At 43.4% G+C, this 16,696-nt stretch carries 15 protein-coding genes; 9 read left to right on the top strand and 6 right to left on the bottom strand.

Annotated elements, in window-relative coordinates; all coding sequences use genetic code 11:
• Window positions 1–306 precede the first annotated feature (306 nt).
• Together pomA and BM528_RS12390 are read left to right on the top strand one after the other, a co-directional pair.
• Window positions 307–1,068 (top strand): flagellar motor protein PomA, encoded by a 762-nt coding sequence (gene pomA / locus BM528_RS12395; protein ID WP_071980077.1) that lies wholly within the window; start codon window positions 307–309, stop codon window positions 1,066–1,068.
• Window positions 1,068–1,997: a flagellar motor protein MotB gene (locus BM528_RS12390; protein WP_071980076.1), complete on the top strand. Its 930-nt coding sequence runs from the start codon at window positions 1,068–1,070 to the stop codon at window positions 1,995–1,997. Before pomA ends, BM528_RS12390 begins: the two co-directional genes overlap by 1 nt.
• Window positions 1,998–2,153: 156 nt before the next feature.
• On the opposite strand, the gene BM528_RS12385 is transcribed toward BM528_RS12390, so the two are convergent.
• From BM528_RS12385 to BM528_RS12365, 5 genes are read right to left on the bottom strand one after another with little or no spacing between them, the layout of a single operon-like run.
• The gene (locus BM528_RS12385; RefSeq protein WP_071980075.1) at window positions 2,154–3,407 is read right to left on the bottom strand and encodes an SAM-dependent methyltransferase; all 1,254 of its coding nucleotides are present in this window, start codon (window positions 3,405–3,407) and stop codon (window positions 2,154–2,156) included.
• 3 nt (window positions 3,408–3,410) lie between these two features.
• Window positions 3,411–4,166: a DUF1365 domain-containing protein gene (locus BM528_RS12380; RefSeq protein WP_071980074.1), complete on the bottom strand. Its 756-nt coding sequence runs from the start codon at window positions 4,164–4,166 to the stop codon at window positions 3,411–3,413.
• On the bottom strand, window positions 4,163–5,428 hold the full coding sequence (locus BM528_RS12375; protein ID WP_071980073.1) for an NAD(P)/FAD-dependent oxidoreductase: 1,266 nt from the start codon (window positions 5,426–5,428) through the stop codon (window positions 4,163–4,165). Before BM528_RS12375 ends, BM528_RS12380 begins: the two co-directional genes overlap by 4 nt.
• Before the next feature lie 22 nt (window positions 5,429–5,450).
• Window positions 5,451–6,170 carry an SDR family NAD(P)-dependent oxidoreductase gene (locus BM528_RS12370; RefSeq protein ID WP_071980072.1) on the bottom strand — a complete coding sequence of 240 codons (720 nt, stop codon included), beginning with the start codon at window positions 6,168–6,170 and terminating at the stop codon, window positions 5,451–5,453.
• The gene (locus BM528_RS12365; protein WP_071980071.1) at window positions 6,167–6,607 is read right to left on the bottom strand and encodes a nuclear transport factor 2 family protein; all 441 of its coding nucleotides are present in this window, start codon (window positions 6,605–6,607) and stop codon (window positions 6,167–6,169) included. Before BM528_RS12365 ends, BM528_RS12370 begins: the two co-directional genes overlap by 4 nt.
• Window positions 6,608–6,979: 372 nt before the next feature.
• Here BM528_RS12365 and BM528_RS12360 point away from each other — a divergent pair, with 372 nt between their 5' ends.
• The 3 genes from BM528_RS12360 (at window position 6,980) to BM528_RS12350 (ending at window position 8,969) form a co-directional block, all read left to right on the top strand.
• Entirely contained in the window at window positions 6,980–7,555 is a 576-nt protein-coding gene (locus BM528_RS12360; protein WP_071980070.1) for an LON peptidase substrate-binding domain-containing protein, read from the top strand.
• 111 nt (window positions 7,556–7,666) lie between these two features.
• Window positions 7,667–8,278 carry a sigma-70 family RNA polymerase sigma factor gene (locus BM528_RS12355; protein ID WP_071980069.1) on the top strand — a complete coding sequence of 204 codons (612 nt, stop codon included), beginning with the start codon at window positions 7,667–7,669 and terminating at the stop codon, window positions 8,276–8,278.
• Window positions 8,271–8,969 carry a ChrR family anti-sigma-E factor gene (locus BM528_RS12350; protein ID WP_071980068.1) on the top strand — a complete coding sequence of 233 codons (699 nt, stop codon included), beginning with the start codon at window positions 8,271–8,273 and terminating at the stop codon, window positions 8,967–8,969. The genes BM528_RS12355 and BM528_RS12350 overlap by 8 nt, the downstream gene beginning before the upstream one ends.
• A gap of 156 nt (window positions 8,970–9,125) precedes the next feature.
• Here the strand turns inward: BM528_RS12350 and BM528_RS12345 are convergent, their stop codons facing one another.
• The gene (locus BM528_RS12345) at window positions 9,126–9,893 is read right to left on the bottom strand and encodes an outer membrane protein assembly factor BamD (RefSeq protein ID WP_071980067.1); all 768 of its coding nucleotides are present in this window, start codon (window positions 9,891–9,893) and stop codon (window positions 9,126–9,128) included.
• Window positions 9,894–10,079: 186 nt separating this feature from the next.
• Here BM528_RS12345 and rluD point away from each other — a divergent pair, with 186 nt between their 5' ends.
• The 4 genes from rluD (at window position 10,080) to dld (ending at window position 16,663) form a co-directional block, all read left to right on the top strand.
• On the top strand, window positions 10,080–11,063 hold the full coding sequence (rluD, locus tag BM528_RS12340) for a 23S rRNA pseudouridine(1911/1915/1917) synthase RluD (RefSeq protein WP_071981300.1): 984 nt from the start codon (window positions 10,080–10,082) through the stop codon (window positions 11,061–11,063).
• A gap of 4 nt (window positions 11,064–11,067) precedes the next feature.
• Complete coding sequence (gene pgeF / locus BM528_RS12335) at window positions 11,068–11,796, top strand: peptidoglycan editing factor PgeF (protein WP_071980066.1); 729 nt, start codon at window positions 11,068–11,070, stop codon at window positions 11,794–11,796.
• 110 nt (window positions 11,797–11,906) lie between these two features.
• On the top strand, window positions 11,907–14,483 hold the full coding sequence (gene clpB, locus BM528_RS12330; protein WP_071980065.1) for an ATP-dependent chaperone ClpB: 2,577 nt from the start codon (window positions 11,907–11,909) through the stop codon (window positions 14,481–14,483).
• 473 nt (window positions 14,484–14,956) lie between these two features.
• Complete coding sequence (gene dld / locus BM528_RS12320; protein ID WP_442855913.1) at window positions 14,957–16,663, top strand: D-lactate dehydrogenase; 1,707 nt, start codon at window positions 14,957–14,959, stop codon at window positions 16,661–16,663.
• Window positions 16,664–16,696 lie beyond the last annotated feature (33 nt).

Genomic DNA, 16,696 nt, shown 5'->3' with positions numbered 1-16,696 from the left:
CACAAGGGTCAAATGGTTTGTCCTCATATTAAGTATATCTCTCTGGTCAGCTAAAACTTTACTGCCTATGGTTAACCTAACGGTGGATTGTTGTTCAAAGTAGAGCTACAACTAATCAAGAACAATTAACCTAAAACAATTTGATAATTGTCACCGAGAAATAAACGGATTAAAAATCTATTTTTGCATAAACGAACTCACATAATTGTGATATTTTTCAACTATGTTGTTTTAGATTTTCTATACTTTGCCGATAGAATCAAAGTATATCAATAGCATTGGCTGCGCATAAATGGGGAAGAGTAAGTGGATTTAGCAACGGTCATAGGTATGTTGGGAGCCATCGGCTTTGTTGTAATGGCAATGTTGATGGGCGGTAGTATGAGTATGTTTATCAACGTACCCTCGCTTCTCATCGTGTTCGGTGGAAGCTTATTTGTCGTGCTATCTCAGTTCACATTAGGCCAATTCTTTGGTGCCGGTAAAATCGCCGGAAAAGCCTTCATGTTTAAAATTGAGCCACCTGAAGAGTTGATTGAGAAGATCGTTGAAATGGCTGACGCTGCCCGCAAAGGAGGCTTTCTAGCCTTGGAAGAGGCCGAAATAAGCAATGAGTTTATGCAAAAGGGTGTGGACATGCTGGTGGATGGTCACGATATTGAGGTAGTTCGAGAAACCCTGTCTAAAGATATCAAGATGACATCGGACCGTCACGAATTCGGTGCAACTATATTTAAAGGTATGGGCGATGTGGCTCCAGCCATGGGCATGATTGGCACGTTAGTTGGTTTGGTAGCTATGTTGTCTAACATGGATGATCCTAAATCTATCGGTCCGGCAATGGCGGTAGCCTTGTTAACAACTTTGTATGGTGCCTTTTTTGCCAATATCGTTTGTTTGCCTATTGCTGTGAAGCTGTCTAACAGAGCGGCAGAAGAGCAGCTCAATCAAAGCCTGATACTAGATGGCATTGTGGGCATTGCTGATGGCCAAAACCCTCGCGTTATCGACGGAATATTAAAGAATTACTTAGCAGCGAGTAAGCGCGGCTCAGGTGAGGAAGAGTAATGGCTGAAGAAGAATGTCCCAAGTGCCCACCCGAAGGCCTTCCTGCGTGGATGGGTACATTTGCCGATTTGATGTCGTTATTAATGTGCTTCTTTGTACTCTTGCTCTCATTTTCAGAAATGGACGTTTTAAAATTTAAGCAAATAGCGGGTTCAATGAAATTTGCTTTCGGGGTTCAAAATAAGATAGAGGTAAAGGACATTCCCAAGGGAACAAGCGTTATTGCTATGGAATTCAGGCCAGGTAAGCCTGATCCCACCCCCATAGAAACTATTCAACAGCAAACCATCGAAATGACTCAGCAAATGCTTGAGTTTCAAGCGGGCGATGAAGACTCTGCTGGGGGGAGGCAGAAACAGCGTGGTGAACAGCGCGGTGGACAGGCTCAACAGACTGCTACGGATTCCTCTTCATCAGCCTCACAAAGCTCTGAACAATCGCAAACGGCTGAGCTAATGAAAAAAGTGGCGCAGCAACTGCAAAAGCAAATATTAGACGGTTCAATAGAAATGGAGTCTTTAGGGCAACAGCTTACTATTCGAATTCGAGAGAACGGTTCATTCTCGGCAGGCTCTGCTTTCCTGCAACCTCAATTCAAGCCGATCATACAAAAAATCGGATTTTTACTTGCAGATGTACCTGGCGAGATAGCAATATCCGGCCATAGTGATGGTCAGCATATTGCTAACGAGCTATACCGTTCAAATTGGGACCTGTCCGCCCAGCGTGCTGTCGCTGTTGCCGAGGCAATGCGAACGGCTCAAGGTTTCGATGAGAGTAGAATGTCGGTGGTTGGGTTGGCAGACACAAAGCCTATTGTAGAAAACGCAACGTCTCCCCAAGACAGAGCGAAGAATCGAAGAGTGGAAATTAATATTAACCAGGGTGAGCCTATGATCTCAAAACCCATTTCCGTAGTTAATGATTAGCTCTAGATACTTGTAAATAGAGGCGACGAATTATTATTTAAACTTGTTATTTAAACTTGGCGTAGCTGAGCGGGCGTTAGCCTAAGTCTTTTAAAAACGCTATCATATAAAAAACGACGCTGCTGCGTCGTTTTTTATTAGTAAGAAACGCTAGTGCTAGCGCGCCAATAAATCTCGGTATTGAGGCTTAGATATAACCAATTGCACCGTACTTATCGTTCTTTCCAAAAAACCACCTTCGCAATATTTCAGATAATAAGTCCACATACGTACAAAGCGCTCATCGTATCCATCCTGCAACAGTTCATCCTTTGCAGCTATGAATGCCTCATACCAGTGATTAAGCGTTTTCGCATAGTCGATGCCAATGTCGTGCAGGTCTCTTATCATCATATCTGAATGCTTTTTAAGGTGAGCGTTCAGCTGATATTGTGATGGTAAAAATCCGCCAGGGAATATGTATTTCTGAATAAAATCTACGCTTTTGGAGTAACTGTCATAGCGTCTGTCGTCAATGGTAATCGACTGTAAAAGCATTAAGCCATTGTCTTTTAACAATGAAGAGCATCTTTCAAAAAAGTTACCCAAGAACGAACGGCCTACCGCTTCAATCATTTCAATAGAAACAAGTTTGTCGTATTTACCTTCAAGTAATCGATAATCCTTTTTTAATAGGGTTACCTTGTCTTCAACTTGCTCTTTTTCTATCCACTCCTGAGCCCAAGCGTATTGCTCTTCAGAGATAGTCGTGGTGGTTACTTTGCATCCGTAGTGTTTTGCGGCATATACCGCTAGGCCGCCCCAGCCAGTGCCAATTTCTAACAGGTGATCATTCTCATCCAGTTTTAGCTTGTCACATATGGTTTTAAGCTTGTGGTTTTGCGCTTCGTTAAGAGATGCATTTGGGTCTGGATAAATAGCAGAAGAGTACATCATAGTGCCATCAAGGAAGCGAGTATAAAGTTTATTACCCAAGTCGTAATGCGCCTCGATGTTCTTCTTTGCTTGGCTTGTGGTGTTTCTGCGGGTGAAATGTTGCAGTTTCATCACCGGCATAGTTAACCATTTAAACTTATTTTCCCACTCGTCAAGTGTGGGTAAGTTACGCGCAAAAATTTGCACTACTGCGGTGACATCATTGCTGTCCCAGTGCCCATCCATGTAGGCCTCACCAGCACCTACGCTGCCGCCAAGCAATAGGCTTCGATATGCTTTTACATCTTTTATATTAACGATAGCTGACAGCTCGTCATGCTCATTGCCAAATGTTGCAATAGTGTCGCCGTTTTCTTGAATGGTTAAACTACCTAGGGGTAGGTGTTTTAAACATTTAAGGAAGAGCGTTCTACAGGTCTTGTCAACAACCGAGACCTCTGACGTAGAGAGTAATACAGATTCACCAAAAGACATTTTTTATTTTTCCTGACTCTTTTCTGGGTGTGTATATAGCGGCGTCTTTTTTAAAAATAATTTAAGCGCTTGCCAATAAATTCCCAATACAGTTTTCATTGTCATACTAGGTATACGCTTCATCACTTTAGTTAGATTCGCATTATCTAAAGTAATTTTGCTCAAATTTATTCCAGCACAGAATTCTTTGTCCTGTCGTACACAATCCATTACCAATGACAGTCTATCTGAAGGCTGCGTAATTCGCCATTTATAGGTCATATCCATTGGGTTAAAAGGAGAGACGTGAAAGGCTTTTTTTGTGTCATCCTGTGTCGCTAAGTCAACTAAATAATAGTGCCTCTCATTCCAGGGGGTATTGCTCACTTCAGCAAGCATGTGAGAGAAGCTTCCGTCATTTTGCCTTAGGTAATAAAAATTAACTGGGCTGAAATACAGCCCCCACATCCTTAGCTGCCCCAGCATAAAAACTTCACCGTTAAGTGCTTTATTACCGTTTAACGACGTCATTTTGTCTAGCACTGCGTCTTTTAGCGGCTTGCTGTCATCATCTAGATAGTCTTGCCGTTTAAACCTTGCTCTGGCCCAACTGCTAATAGAAAAGTGCTTCATGTTTTCAGACAGGGCAGTAAGCTCTTTTTCATCAAGTTTTAGCCAAAACAGATAAATGTCGTATAAAAACTTGTGCTGCGTTGGTTTGAAACGCTCGTGGTAAACGGTACCGCGATAAATTGCACTTTCAGTATCTACAGCTGTCACAATGTCTCACCAAACCGTTTGCAAACGTCAAGCGCACTTACAACACCGTCTTCATGAAACCCGTTGTACCAATACGCCCCGCAAAAATGCAAATTGTCTACACCACAAATTTCGCTTCTGCGGTGCTGTGCTTTAACCATCGTGGCACTGTATTGCGGGTGAGCGTATTGATATTCGCCTAAAATCTGCGTTTTATCTATTTCGCTTGTGTTGTTGAGCGTGACTGAGTAAGTGTTCTTGGCGGAAAGACGCTGCAGAATATTCATGTTGTAAGTAACCGAAGCTGGACGCATTTCTTCGGTCGCATCTTCTTTAAGTCGATAATTCCAGCTGGCCCAAGCAAGTTTGCGTTTTGGAAGCTGGCCCACGTCTTTGTGCATTACAACGTCGTTATCGCCATATGGGATGTTGCCAAGTATATCACGGTGAAGGTCGGTTGGGTTCTCGAGCATAGCTAGTGCTTGGTCGCTGTGACACGCAAAAACCACGTCGTCGAATTTCTCTGTATTCCCGGTTACATCTGTAACAGACCACTTATCGCCAATACGACTGACATTCTTAACACCGCAAGACAATTTTATCTGCGACTTAAACGCTTCAATTAAAGGCGCAATATACTGGCGAGAGCCTCTCTTGATGGTGTACCACTGGGGGCGGTCTGTAATATTGAGCAGTCCATGATTATTGAAAAACTGCAGGAAAAAGGTGAGAGGGAACCCCCGAGTTTGCTCTAAGCTGCTCGACCATATGGCAGCACACATAGGAAGAATGTAATACCGCGCAAAGTCCTCGCTAAGCTCTAATTCATCGATAATATCTTGTAATGTCAGCGCGGAGGTGTCTCTCTTATCTGCAACCATCGCCTTACAGGCTTTATTAAATTTAAGAATATCTCGAACTATTCGCCAAAATTTGGGGCGTAAAATATTTCTGCGTTGGGCAAACAAACTATTGATGGTGTTGCCATTGTATTCTAGATTCGCTTTTTTGCTGGTCACCGAAAAGCTCATCTCAGTTGGTTGATAATCAACGCCTAAAGAATTCATTAGTTTGATGAAATTAGGGTAAGTCCAATCGTTAAAAACGATAAACCCTGTGTCGATGTCGTGGGTTTCACCTTCATCAGTAATGGTTTTTGTTGCCGTGTGTCCACCGATATAGTCGTTTGCTTCATATACGGTAATATCATTTTTCTTATTGAGAAGATGAGCACAGGTGAGACCTGAAATACCTGTACCCACAATTGCTACTTTTTTTGTCATTATTAACGTTCTCTTAAACTACTTATTTTTCGTTGCGCATCGACAGGGACAAACGTGTTTGTAGGCCTGATGGTAATAGATTCATGAATCTTAATATATAGCCAAACATTTTTGGGAAAAAGATAGTACGTTTATTTCCTTCTATTCCTTCGAGCATACTTCTAGCCGCCTCTTCTGCGGTGATCTTCATTGGCATATCGAAGTCATTTTTATCAGTCAGTGGCGTTTCAACGAAGCCCGGCGATACAGCTTGCACCTTTACACCTCTATCGTGTAAGTCTACTTCTAAGCTCTTGGTAAAATAGTGTAATGCCGCTTTGCTGGCGCCGTAGGCTTGTGAGCGAGTGAAGGGAAGGAGTCTAGCCATACTGTCAACAATAACTAATTTATCACCTTTTTTTAATTTATTGACGAAGGCATCTACACAGTTAACCACGCCGAAAAAATTGGGTTCGAAGACACGACGAAACATATCAGCTTCAAACTCCTCAATATCGACGTATTCACATGTACCTGCATTTAAAACTGCAATATCGAACTCCACGTCACTTAGCGCTTTTTTTGTATCTTCGAGGTTAGACACGTCGAATTGACATGGTGAAATGTTTTCGTGTCTTGCAAGACTAGTTAATGCTTCTTCATTTCTGCCACATGCGATTACCTTGTACCCTCTATCGGCTGCATGCTCTGCAAGTGATTTTCCAATACCTGATGTTGCTCCGGTGATTAGCAATGTTTTCATCTGGCGAGCCTCCCTTTGATTTTCTTAATTATAAAACCTAATACGGGTACGTGCTCATACACCATTTCGCCCAAATCGTAATAATCCTTGTGGTAAACAATCATGTTGTTGCTCACCCCAAGCTGAGTAGTGCCATCAAGCGTGATTACCTTTTCGCTACCTTTTAGTACAAGCGTCATTGTCCAATTTGCTATGTGGGTCACACGTGAATTAGACTGGTCATCACGAGCGCATAGAAAAATGTCAGCAATATCAAACTTGCAGCTTTCAGCTTGTTCCAGGAGGTTATTAAAATAGGACTTAACTTCAGTGAGGCCTTGGTGTGTTGTTATCGGGTCTATGAACAAAACATCGGTTGCATAGATACTGGCAAGATCATCGGTAGATATTTTACAAATATCTGTGTAAATCTTACAAAAACGTTGAATAACTTCCATTCTATCTTCCTCACACGCCTCTACGTATATGCGCTTTAGGTAATTAACACGGTGACTTTAAAGCCTATTTTGCGCTTATAAAGTACAACTTATATAGATTTCTTGCGTTGTCTTTTAGAAATTCTGCTCAGCAATTTAATCGAATCTGCAAATGTGAATCATCGTCGTGTAACAATGATGCTTTTTTGTTCTAACCACAACCGCTTGAATTCATTTCATTCTTTTACTGCAGAAAATAAAAGAAAGCTCAACTTTACAAGACAGCGTGCCAATAAGATCACCCACTAAAACCACAGTGTGAAAAATTTTCCGACATGGATCCAATTCATTCCCACTCGCGTAACTCCTTATGTATTCTTGGAAGTGTGGTGTATGAGTAATAAACGTTTTCCCTTGTTCCCTTTATCAGCCCATCTGTTACCGGAAGGTCGCATGGCCTTGCGCATTTTTGAACCGCGGTATGTTCGCATGGTGAAAGAGGCGTGTGCCGAAAACAAAGGCTTTGTTATGTGTATGTTAAATGCAAATGGCGATAAATCGGCTAACGAACACATACATCGAATAGGTACATATGCCACGGTGGTAGACTTTGATATGCTTGACGATGGCTTGCTTGGCATAAAGGTTGCTGGTTCTCACCTAGTTGAGGTGGAAGATATACACGTTGAACACGACGAATTAAGAACGGGTATATGTAATCCAATTGAATCTTGGAATTGTGACCTTTCATCCCAGCAATTAGCGCCTATGGACGAGCGACTTAAAGAAATATTCGGAAATTACGAAGAGCTAGCATCATTGTATGATGAACCAAAATTTGATTGTCCCAATTGGGTATTGAATAGATGGTTGGAGTTGCTTCCCGTAGATGGAGCGCAAAAACAGCATTTTCTACAACAACGAGAATGCACAAATTTGCTCAAGTATCTGTCTACATTGATAGCGTAACCATGCTACCTTTATTACAAAATCGTAACCTAAAATATGCGATTTCACCGAACGTTTTAAGTCAGAAACCCGTAGAATGAAAGCACCAAAACGGAAAGGCGGACGAATACTATGTTAGTTGGAATTCCATTGGAACAAAGCAACAGCACAATCAAACCTAAAGATTGTGCTACCGAAATGTCTGAACACCTTGTAGCGGTTGCTGACGCTCGCTGTAAACGATCATTTTCCCGAGTTTTTAATTATTTTGCTCCACGTCTACGCTCTTATGCCCTAAAGCAAATGGGTAACGAGGCACTAGCTATGGAGTTGGTGCAAGACACAATGTCGAATGTATGGCAAAAAGCACACCTTTTTAATGCAGAGAAAGGGTCGCCATCAACGTGGATTTTTACTATCGCACGAAACATTAGATTTGACATGTTACGAAAGCTACAGAACCGCAAAGAGGATGTTTGCTCTGATGATTTGTGGCCTGTTCTGTGCGAACAGACTGCAGATTTGAATGAAGCCCCTCTTGATGAACAGGTTACACTGGAGCAAATCGGTTATTTATTCGAAGAGTTACCGGTTAAGCAAAAAGCGGTTATTGAAGCAATTTACATAGACGGTAAATCTCAGCAAGAGGTTGCGAATGAACTGTCTATTCCATTGGGAACTGTGAAGTCTAGGACTCGCCTGGCGCTTCAACGTCTAAAAGGTATGCTGAACGACAATGATTAAGTTTCATCCTAGCTCTCAACAACTCAAAGAATTCGTTGAGGGCAGTTTAACGCCCGCGGTCTCTCTGTTAGTGTCGGCTCATTGTGACATGTGTGAGCAATGTCAGCTTCGCGTTGAGAGCGAAACTGAAGAACTAGCAGCAGAGTTGGTGTCTGAAATTGAAGAGAGTTTTGATGAGTCTGCGCAGTTTGGTGATATGCTTTCGCAGATTACCCAATCACCGTCGTCAATTGAGGTTGACGGTAGTTCATCAAGCTACGCCAGTAATCTTGGCGAGCGAACGGTATCGATAGAATTGGACGGTCGCTCATTTAAATTGCCAAGAACTTTGCATCGTTATGTCGATAAAACAGGGAACTGGTCAAGTCTAGTGGGTAAATTGTGGCAAGCTCCTGTGGACTTAGGCAATCAAGGTGTCGCTAATTTTATATTTATGGGTAGTGGAGGAAGCGTTCCCGAGCATACCCACAGAGGCACGGAATATACGTTAGTCATCGATGGTGAATTCAGTGATGGTTTGAGTGACTATGATACTGGAGATTTTATTTTCATGGACGGAAATAAAACACACACACCAAGGTCTGATACTAAAGAGGGATGTTTAGTATTCAGTATTGTTGACCAACCGCTACATTTTACTTCTGGTTTGGCAAGGCTGCTAAATCCATTCAGTCACTTATTTTTTAGGTAACTCTTAGTTTCTGAGTTATTCGGAAGATAAACAAAAAACGCACCTTTTGGTGCGTTTTTTATTGTCTTTTTGGCAGGCTGCCTTTGCGAACGTGGCTTTACTAACGTAGCTTTGCGAACCTAGCTTTCAGAACGTAGGATAAGCAAGCCCCGCGTCTTAGCTGATAAAGTCACTGTCTGGGAAATTGAGTTTAAGCGTTTTCATCGCATTTAATCTTAGGTCGTCCAAGCCAAGCTGTTCGTAACTAGACACCATAATTTCAAGAGCGTCCTTTACTTGTGTAGTATCTGGGAAATGCTCTATGACATAGCGACCGCGATTAGCCGCAGCTACATAAGCTTGTCTTCTCATGTAGAAGCGCGCAATCGCAATCTCATACCTAGCTAGCCGGTCTTTAATATGTAGCATGCGCTTTTTGGCGTCAGCAGCATATTTGCTGTTCGGATACTGCTCTATTAAACGCCTAAAGTCTTCAAACGCTTGGCGAGATTTCGAAGGGTCTCTATCTGAACGGTCTATGGTCAGCAGCTCTTGGAAGAGGTTACTATCTGATTCCATGTTGGTTAGACCGCGCATATAGTATGCATAATCCACGTCAGAGTGATTAGGGTTCAAGCGAATGAAACGGTCGATAGTCGCAAGCGTTTCGTCAATCTTTCCTGACTTGTAATAGCTATAAATAAGGTCGAGTTGAACCTGGTGAGATAACGGTCCAAACGGGTAACGAGAATCTAGTGCACTGAGTGTTTGCGCCGCAGCACTGAAGTTACCCACTTCCATGCTTTCTGATGCTCTCTCATAGAGCTGCTGAGCCCCCATATTAGCAAGCACAATTTTTTCTTCTTCAGATTCTGAAGAGCTACAACCCGCTAGCGTTACCGCAGTACCAAGAAGTACAGGTGCTAAAAGACGAAATGATTTCATAATGATTCTATAATCCTGCTAAACAGTTTCTACAACTTCGCTGTCTGAGCTCATGTGCTAAATAACAACACGATTTTCTTATTCTAACGTACTAACGAAGAGAAAAACTATACAAATTCGCAAACAACGCAGTGTACAGGGTGATTCCTTGTTATAATACCCTTTTTACACGTAATGTTAGGTGTTATGACGCAAGTGCCAAACACAATTCAATTAGAGGCTTCTACAGAAGCCGCACACTTTGGTCTACGGTTAGATCAGACATTAGCCGATTTGTTCCCTGAATATTCACGTTCTAAGTTAAAAACTTGGATCCAAGACGGTAACGTTTCCGTGAATGGCGAAGTAATTACAGTGCCACGCCATAAAATGCAAATAGATGAAGTCATTACTGTTCAAGCAGAAATGGAAGTTCAGGTAAACAGCGTAGCTCAAGATATCGCTCTGGATATTGTTTTTGAAGATGAGCATATTCTAGTAATCAATAAGCCGGCCGACTTAGTAGTTCACCCTGGAGCAGGCAATCCTAGCGGTACAGTGCTCAACGCCTTGCTTAATCACGTTCCTGATATAGACCGCGTGCCAAGAGCCGGAATTGTACATCGGCTAGATAAAGATACCACCGGCTTAATGGTAGTAGCCAAAACTGTACCCGCTCAAACTCATTTAGTGGATCAGCTTCAGCGCAGAGAAATGAGCAGAGAGTACGAGGCCATTGCTATGGGAACAATGGTTGCTGGTGGAGTGGTTGATGAGCCAATAGGACGTCATGCAACGAAACGCACGCATATGGCGGTTAGAGAAGATGGCAAGCCAGCAATAACGCACTTTCGCGTCATTGAGAAATTTCGAGCATACACGCATTTGCGTTTGAAGCTGGAGACTGGGCGTACTCACCAAATACGTGTCCATATGGCGCATCTCAAGCATCCACTGTTAGGCGATCAAACATATGGTGGAAGACCCAGATTACCCAAAGGGGCTTCTAACGCCTTTATAGATACCCTTAGAGGGTTTCAGCGTCAGGCACTTCATGCTGCTCAGTTATCTTTGTTTCACCCAGAAAGTGAAGAGTGGATGACATGGAAAGCGCCACTGCCCAGAGATATGCAAGATTTATTGGAAGCGGTAAGGCAAGATACAAAAGAAAATCCTGAAGATATGATTTAAATGCATGCTTTCAAAAACTGACCTTATTACACCAGCGTGGTCATGCCCTGATAATGTTGTAGCTTATACCTCTACGCGAAATGGGGGCATAAGCCGCGGTATATATGAGGGCCTCAATGTTGGGGCTCATGTTGGTGACGATTTAGCGGTGGTAAAACAAAACCGCTCAAAGCTGCCACACAGCTCAAAAATAACCTGGCTTGAACAAGTGCACGGATGCACCGTTGCTACTCTTCCAACTACAGCGATAACGGCTGATGCCGCATATACAGATAAACCTGAACAATTTTGTGCGGTTATGACCGCAGATTGTGTGCCCATCCTGCTTTGCGATACAGCAGGTAGTGAGGTGGCGGCCGTGCACGCTGGTTGGAAAGGATTAGATATAAAAATCATTGCTGAGACATTGCGCTGCTTTTCGAATTCTCCAAGCAGTATTATGGCGTGGATTGGTCCAGCTATTTGTAACAAGTGCTACGAAGTAGACAGTGGCGTGGCATTTCGATTTTCGCAATATGACGGTGTTGTAACACCCAGTAAAAACTCCGATAAGTACTATTTAAATTTACCGCTAATCGCACAATTACAGCTTAATAGTCTTGGTGTGAACCAAGTAACACAAAGCTGCCTGTGCACTTATTGTGAAAGCCATATGTTTTACTCCCACCGCAAAGCTACGCATGATAATGCCAAAGGCACAGGTCGAATTGTGAGCGCTATTGGTTTTCGATAACATTGCGCTGAATCAAGTTTTTTATCATCTTTAGCAATAGTTACTTGAATCGTCATTCATAAGCTCCCATTAATAGAATATAAACAAATTTTCATTTAAAGGTTGAGGTTATGAGATTAGATAGATTTACCAGCAAGTTTCAGCTCGCTATATCCGATGCTCAATCACTCGCATTGGGTCGAGACCATCAATACATTGAACCAGTACACTTAATGACTGCCATGCTGAATCAGCAAGGTGGCTCTGTACGTCCTTTACTTGATCAGGCAAAAATTAATGTTAACGCATTGCGCTCTGCATTGAGCCAGGCCATAGAGCGCCTACCGCGAATTGAGGGTATTGGTGGTGAAGTGCAGTTGGGTAAGGACAGTATTGTCTTACTCAACTTGTGCGACAAAATTGCGCAACAACGTAAAGATGACTACATCACGTCTGAGATATTTGTCGTTGCAGCGATAGACGATAAGGGGCGACTCGGTGAAATACTTAGAAGCCTAAATGTAACTAAGGATATCGTTGAAGCCGCTATTGATGATATGCGTGGGGGGCAAACGGTAACCGACCCCAATGCAGAAGACGTACGCCAAGCACTAGAGAAGTTTACAACTGACCTAACAGAAAGAGCAGAGCAGGGTAAATTAGATCCAGTGATAGGCAGAGACGACGAAATCCGCCGAACAGTACAAGTGCTACAACGACGGACAAAGAATAACCCGGTACTCATTGGTGAGCCTGGCGTAGGTAAAACCGCTATTGTCGAAGGCTTGGCTCAGCGTATTATAAATGGCGAAGTGCCAGAGGGCTTAAAAAATAAACGAGTATTGTCTCTAGATATGGGAGCTCTCATTGCTGGGGCCAAATATCGTGGTGAATTTGAAGAGCGTTTAAAAGCTGTACTTAATGAATTGTCGAAGGAAGAAGGTCGCGTCATCCTTTTCATAGACGAACTTCATACTATGGTTGGGGCAGGCAAGGGTGATGGTGCTATGGATGCAGGGAATATGCTCAAACCCGCACTTGCTCGAGGCGAGCTTCATTGTGTTGGCGCTACAACATTAAATGAGTATCGTCAGTACATAGAAAAAGATGCAGCTCTTGAACGCCGGTTCCAGAAAGTACTTGTTGAAGAGCCAAGTGTAGAGGATACCATCGCTATTTTGCGGGGGCTTAAAGAGCGCTACGAGCTTCACCATTCAGTAGACATTACCGACCCAGCCATTGTAGCAGCAGCAAGTCTGTCTCACAGATACATCAGTGATCGCCAACTACCTGACAAAGCCATTGATTTAATTGATGAGGCGGCATCGAGTATTCGCCTTCAAATTGACTCAAAACCAGAAGATATGGATAGGTTGGAACGCCGAATTATTCAGTTAAAGCTAGAGGAGCAAGCGTTAGCGAAAGAGACCGACGACGCCAGTCACAAGCGTCTTGAAATGATTGAGCTAGAGCGTGAGCAGGCAGAAACTAAATATGCTGATTTTGAAAAGGTCTGGCTAGACGAAAAAGACGCTATGCAGGGCACTCAGACCATAAAGTCTGAGTTAGAGCAAGCGAAGTTAGACTTAGAAATTGCTCGCCGAGCTTCAGATCTCAATAGAATGTCTGAACTTCAGTATGGACGTATCCCTGAGTTGGAGTCTAAATTAGAGCAGGCTGCAGAGAATGAAACTCGCGAAACTAAGCTGGTGAAAAATAAAGTCACCGATGCTGAAATTGCCGATGTACTCTCTCGTTGGACAGGTATCCCTGTGTCTAAAATGCTGGAGGGAGAGCGTGACAAATTACTTCGTATGGAAGATGTGTTGCACAAACGTGTAGTGGGGCAGCAAGAGGCAGTGAATGCGGTATCAAATGCTATTCGCCGTACACGTGCCGGGCTCGCTGATCCTAACCGGCCTATCGGGTCTTTCCTTTTCTTAGGCCCAACAGGGGTTGGTAAAACCGAACTTTGCAAAACGTTGGCTGGCTTTATGTTCGATACCGAAGACGCGATGATCCGTATCGATATGTCTGAATTTATGGAAAAGCATTCAGTTTCACGACTCGTTGGTGCGCCTCCAGGTTATGTAGGCTACGAGGAAGGCGGATACCTAACTGAGGCTGTTCGTCGCAAGCCGTACTCAGTCATTTTGCTTGATGAGGTGGAAAAAGCACACCCAGATGTATTTAATATTCTGCTGCAAGTTCTTGATGATGGGCGTTTGACTGACGGGCAGGGACGTACTGTAGACTTCAAAAATACCGTAGTGATAATGACGTCAAACCTTGGTTCTGATGTTATTCAAGACAAGCACGATGAAAGTCAGTACGACGAAATGAAATCACTAGTATTGAATGTGGTTGGTCAGCACTTCCGCCCAGAGTTCATAAACCGTGTGGATGACATTGTAGTATTTCACCCGCTGGGTAAAGAGCAAATTAAGGCAATTGCTAAGATACAGCTCGCATCGCTACGTGCTAGGCTTGCAGATAAAGGTTATAAGCTCACGCTATCTGGCAGGGCAATGGATAAACTTGCAGAAGCAGGTTTTGATCCTGTCTTTGGTGCAAGACCGCTCAAGCGAGCTATTCAAATGCAAATTGAAAATCCGCTGGCGCAACAGTTGTTAAGCGGTGCTTTACTGCCAGAGTCGACAGTGAGAATAGATGCAGACAATGAAAAACTGTTTATCGTAAGCGAGTAGGAAACAGAAGGGAGAATGTTCTGCTATTCGTTTAAGTGTTACCCCGTGCGGTTCGCGAGCGATAAGATACATTTATAGCCACGGTGCTAGGTAACAAACTATAGATACGATTAAGCGGGTGTCGCGAGGCACCCGCTTTTTTTGTTTGCCCAGCGAAGCTGGCAAACCCGTCAGGTTGAAAGAAACCTGAATCACCCTGACTGAGGGGAAGATAATCCGAATGGCAAGGGCGTTAGCAAGTGATATGAAGTATGCAGGAGCCGTATACGAGGCCCGTACGTACGGTTCTGTGAGAGGGATGAGGCGCAAGCCTCACCCTACTCGATATTGCAATTTTAGTTGGGCTAAATCCCCTCAAAGATTATGATGATTAATGGTATAAGAAAACTAGCAATATACATAAGCGTTTAATAGCTAGACACAATTGGCTGAAGATCTAAGTGACTGAAATAGTAGTAGGGCAGCAAGAGAAAATGCAGGTGGAAACAATCAAAATTATTGAGCAGTTTAAGCGCGTTTTAGGTGACGGTGCTGTCTCGCATTCGCGTAAACGAACTAAGCATTATCGAACGGGCTGGCGTTCTGGCAAAGGCGAGGCGCTCGCTGTCTTATTCCCTCAAACGTTAATGGAATACTGGGAAGTGCTCAAAGTATGTGTGGCTGAAAACTGTATTGTCATCATGCAGGCTGCTAATACCGGGTTGACCGAGGGTTCTACGCCAAGTGGCGACGACTATGACAGGCCTGTGGTAATTATTAACACCTTAGCGATGAATGAGATAGTACTGCTTAATGAGGGAAAGCAGGCTTTAAGCTTCCCAGGTGCCACGCTTCACAAGCTTGAGAAAATGTTAGGACCCATAGGGCGAGCGCCGCATTCTGTTATTGGTTCCTCTTGCTTAGGCGCCTCAATTATCGGCGGGGTTGCGAACAATTCAGGCGGTGCATTGGTTAAACGCGGACCGGCTTATACCGAACTCTCGCTATTTGCCAAAGTAAATAGTGAGGGTAATTTAACCCTTGTTAATCATTTAGGTATCGATTTAGGAAGCTCACCCGAAGATATAATTCAAAACCTCTCTTCAGGTCGTTTTTCTAAAGACGAGTTACAATGGGATAAAAAAGCCTCGGCCAGTGACTATGAGAAAAGAGTAAGAGACACAAGTGCGGATACGCCAAGCCGATTTAACGCTGATACAACACGCCTTTATGAAGCAAGCGGATGTGCGGGCAAAATCGCTGTTTTTGCGGTAATCGTAGATACGTTTGAGGTGCCTGACGAAGAGCAAACTTTTTACGTGGGAACCAATGACCCTAATGTCTTGACGCGCATAAGACGAGATTTTTTGGAGCAGTTTTCCCAGCTACCTGAGGTAGGGGAGTATTTGCACAGAGATATGTTTAATATTGCAGAAAAGTATGGCAAAGATACGTGCCTGAGTATCCATCATTTGGGTACCGATGCACTTCCAAAACTTTTCGCAATGAAGGGACGTATTGACGCCGTTCTGAATAAATCGCCCTTGTTTCCAAGCAACCTCACAGACAAAGTAATGCAGTTTGTAGGCGGCTTATTTCCTGCGTTTCTACCTCGTTCGTTAACTAATTTCAGAGATAAATACGAGCATCATCTTATTATTAAAATGAGTAACCAAGGCGTTCAAGAGGCCAAAGATTATTTAAGCCGGTTATTTGATGAAGAGGGGAACGGGGAATTTATTATTTGTAATAAAGAAGAAGCGGCAAGGGCATTTTTACTCAGGTTTGCAGCAGCTGGAGCAGCCGTTCGTTATCAAACGCTTCACGCACATGATGTGGGAGAAGTGTTAGCGCTGGATATTGCACTTAGGCGCAATGACGAAGACTGGCTGGAAACACTACCTGCGCATATCTCAGAGCATATTGATAAATCTCTCTACTACGGACACTTTTTCTGCCACGTATTTCATCAAGACTACGTGCTTAAAAAGGACGCAGATGCCAAACAAGTTAAAGCTGATATGCTCGCATTGCTCGACACCCGTGGAGCCAAATATCCAGCTGAGCATAACGTAGGGCATTTGTATAAAGCGGAAGATGGTCTTCAAAAGTTCTACCGAGAGCTAGACCCCACCAATACCTTTAATCCAGGCATTGGTGGGATGGATAAGTATGCAAGAAATTGTGCGTGCTGTGTGTAGCTGACGAACTACTCATGCCCAATTGTGCAGCGC

The sequence above is a fragment of the Alteromonas sp. RW2A1 genome (assembly GCF_001886475.1).
GTDB lineage: Bacteria > Pseudomonadota > Gammaproteobacteria > Enterobacterales > Alteromonadaceae > Alteromonas > Alteromonas hispanica.
This window is presented reverse-complemented; position numbering and strand designations above follow the sequence as displayed.

Bases quoted from the DNA above. Each gene is read 5' to 3' on its own strand.
- dld (WP_442855913.1), top strand. From the start codon at position 14,957: ATGCAGGTGGAAACAATCAAAATTATTGAGCAGTTTAAGCGCGTTTTA.
- BM528_RS12350 (WP_071980068.1), top strand. From the start codon at position 8,271: ATGATTAAGTTTCATCCTAGCTCTCAACAACTCAAAGAATTCGTTGAG.
- rluD (WP_071981300.1), top strand. From the start codon at position 10,080: ATGACGCAAGTGCCAAACACAATTCAATTAGAGGCTTCTACAGAAGCC.
- BM528_RS12355 (WP_071980069.1), top strand. From the start codon at position 7,667: ATGTTAGTTGGAATTCCATTGGAACAAAGCAACAGCACAATCAAACCT.
- clpB (WP_071980065.1), top strand. From the start codon at position 11,907: ATGAGATTAGATAGATTTACCAGCAAGTTTCAGCTCGCTATATCCGAT.
- pgeF (WP_071980066.1), top strand. From the start codon at position 11,068: ATGCTTTCAAAAACTGACCTTATTACACCAGCGTGGTCATGCCCTGAT.
- BM528_RS12345 (WP_071980067.1), bottom strand. From the start codon at position 9,893: ATGAAATCATTTCGTCTTTTAGCACCTGTACTTCTTGGTACTGCGGTA.
- BM528_RS12385 (WP_071980075.1), bottom strand. From the start codon at position 3,407: ATGTCTTTTGGTGAATCTGTATTACTCTCTACGTCAGAGGTCTCGGTT.
- BM528_RS12390 (WP_071980076.1), top strand. From the start codon at position 1,068: ATGGCTGAAGAAGAATGTCCCAAGTGCCCACCCGAAGGCCTTCCTGCG.
- BM528_RS12360 (WP_071980070.1), top strand. From the start codon at position 6,980: ATGAGTAATAAACGTTTTCCCTTGTTCCCTTTATCAGCCCATCTGTTA.
- BM528_RS12370 (WP_071980072.1), bottom strand. From the start codon at position 6,170: ATGAAAACATTGCTAATCACCGGAGCAACATCAGGTATTGGAAAATCA.
- BM528_RS12365 (WP_071980071.1), bottom strand. From the start codon at position 6,607: ATGGAAGTTATTCAACGTTTTTGTAAGATTTACACAGATATTTGTAAA.
- BM528_RS12375 (WP_071980073.1), bottom strand. From the start codon at position 5,428: ATGACAAAAAAAGTAGCAATTGTGGGTACAGGTATTTCAGGTCTCACC.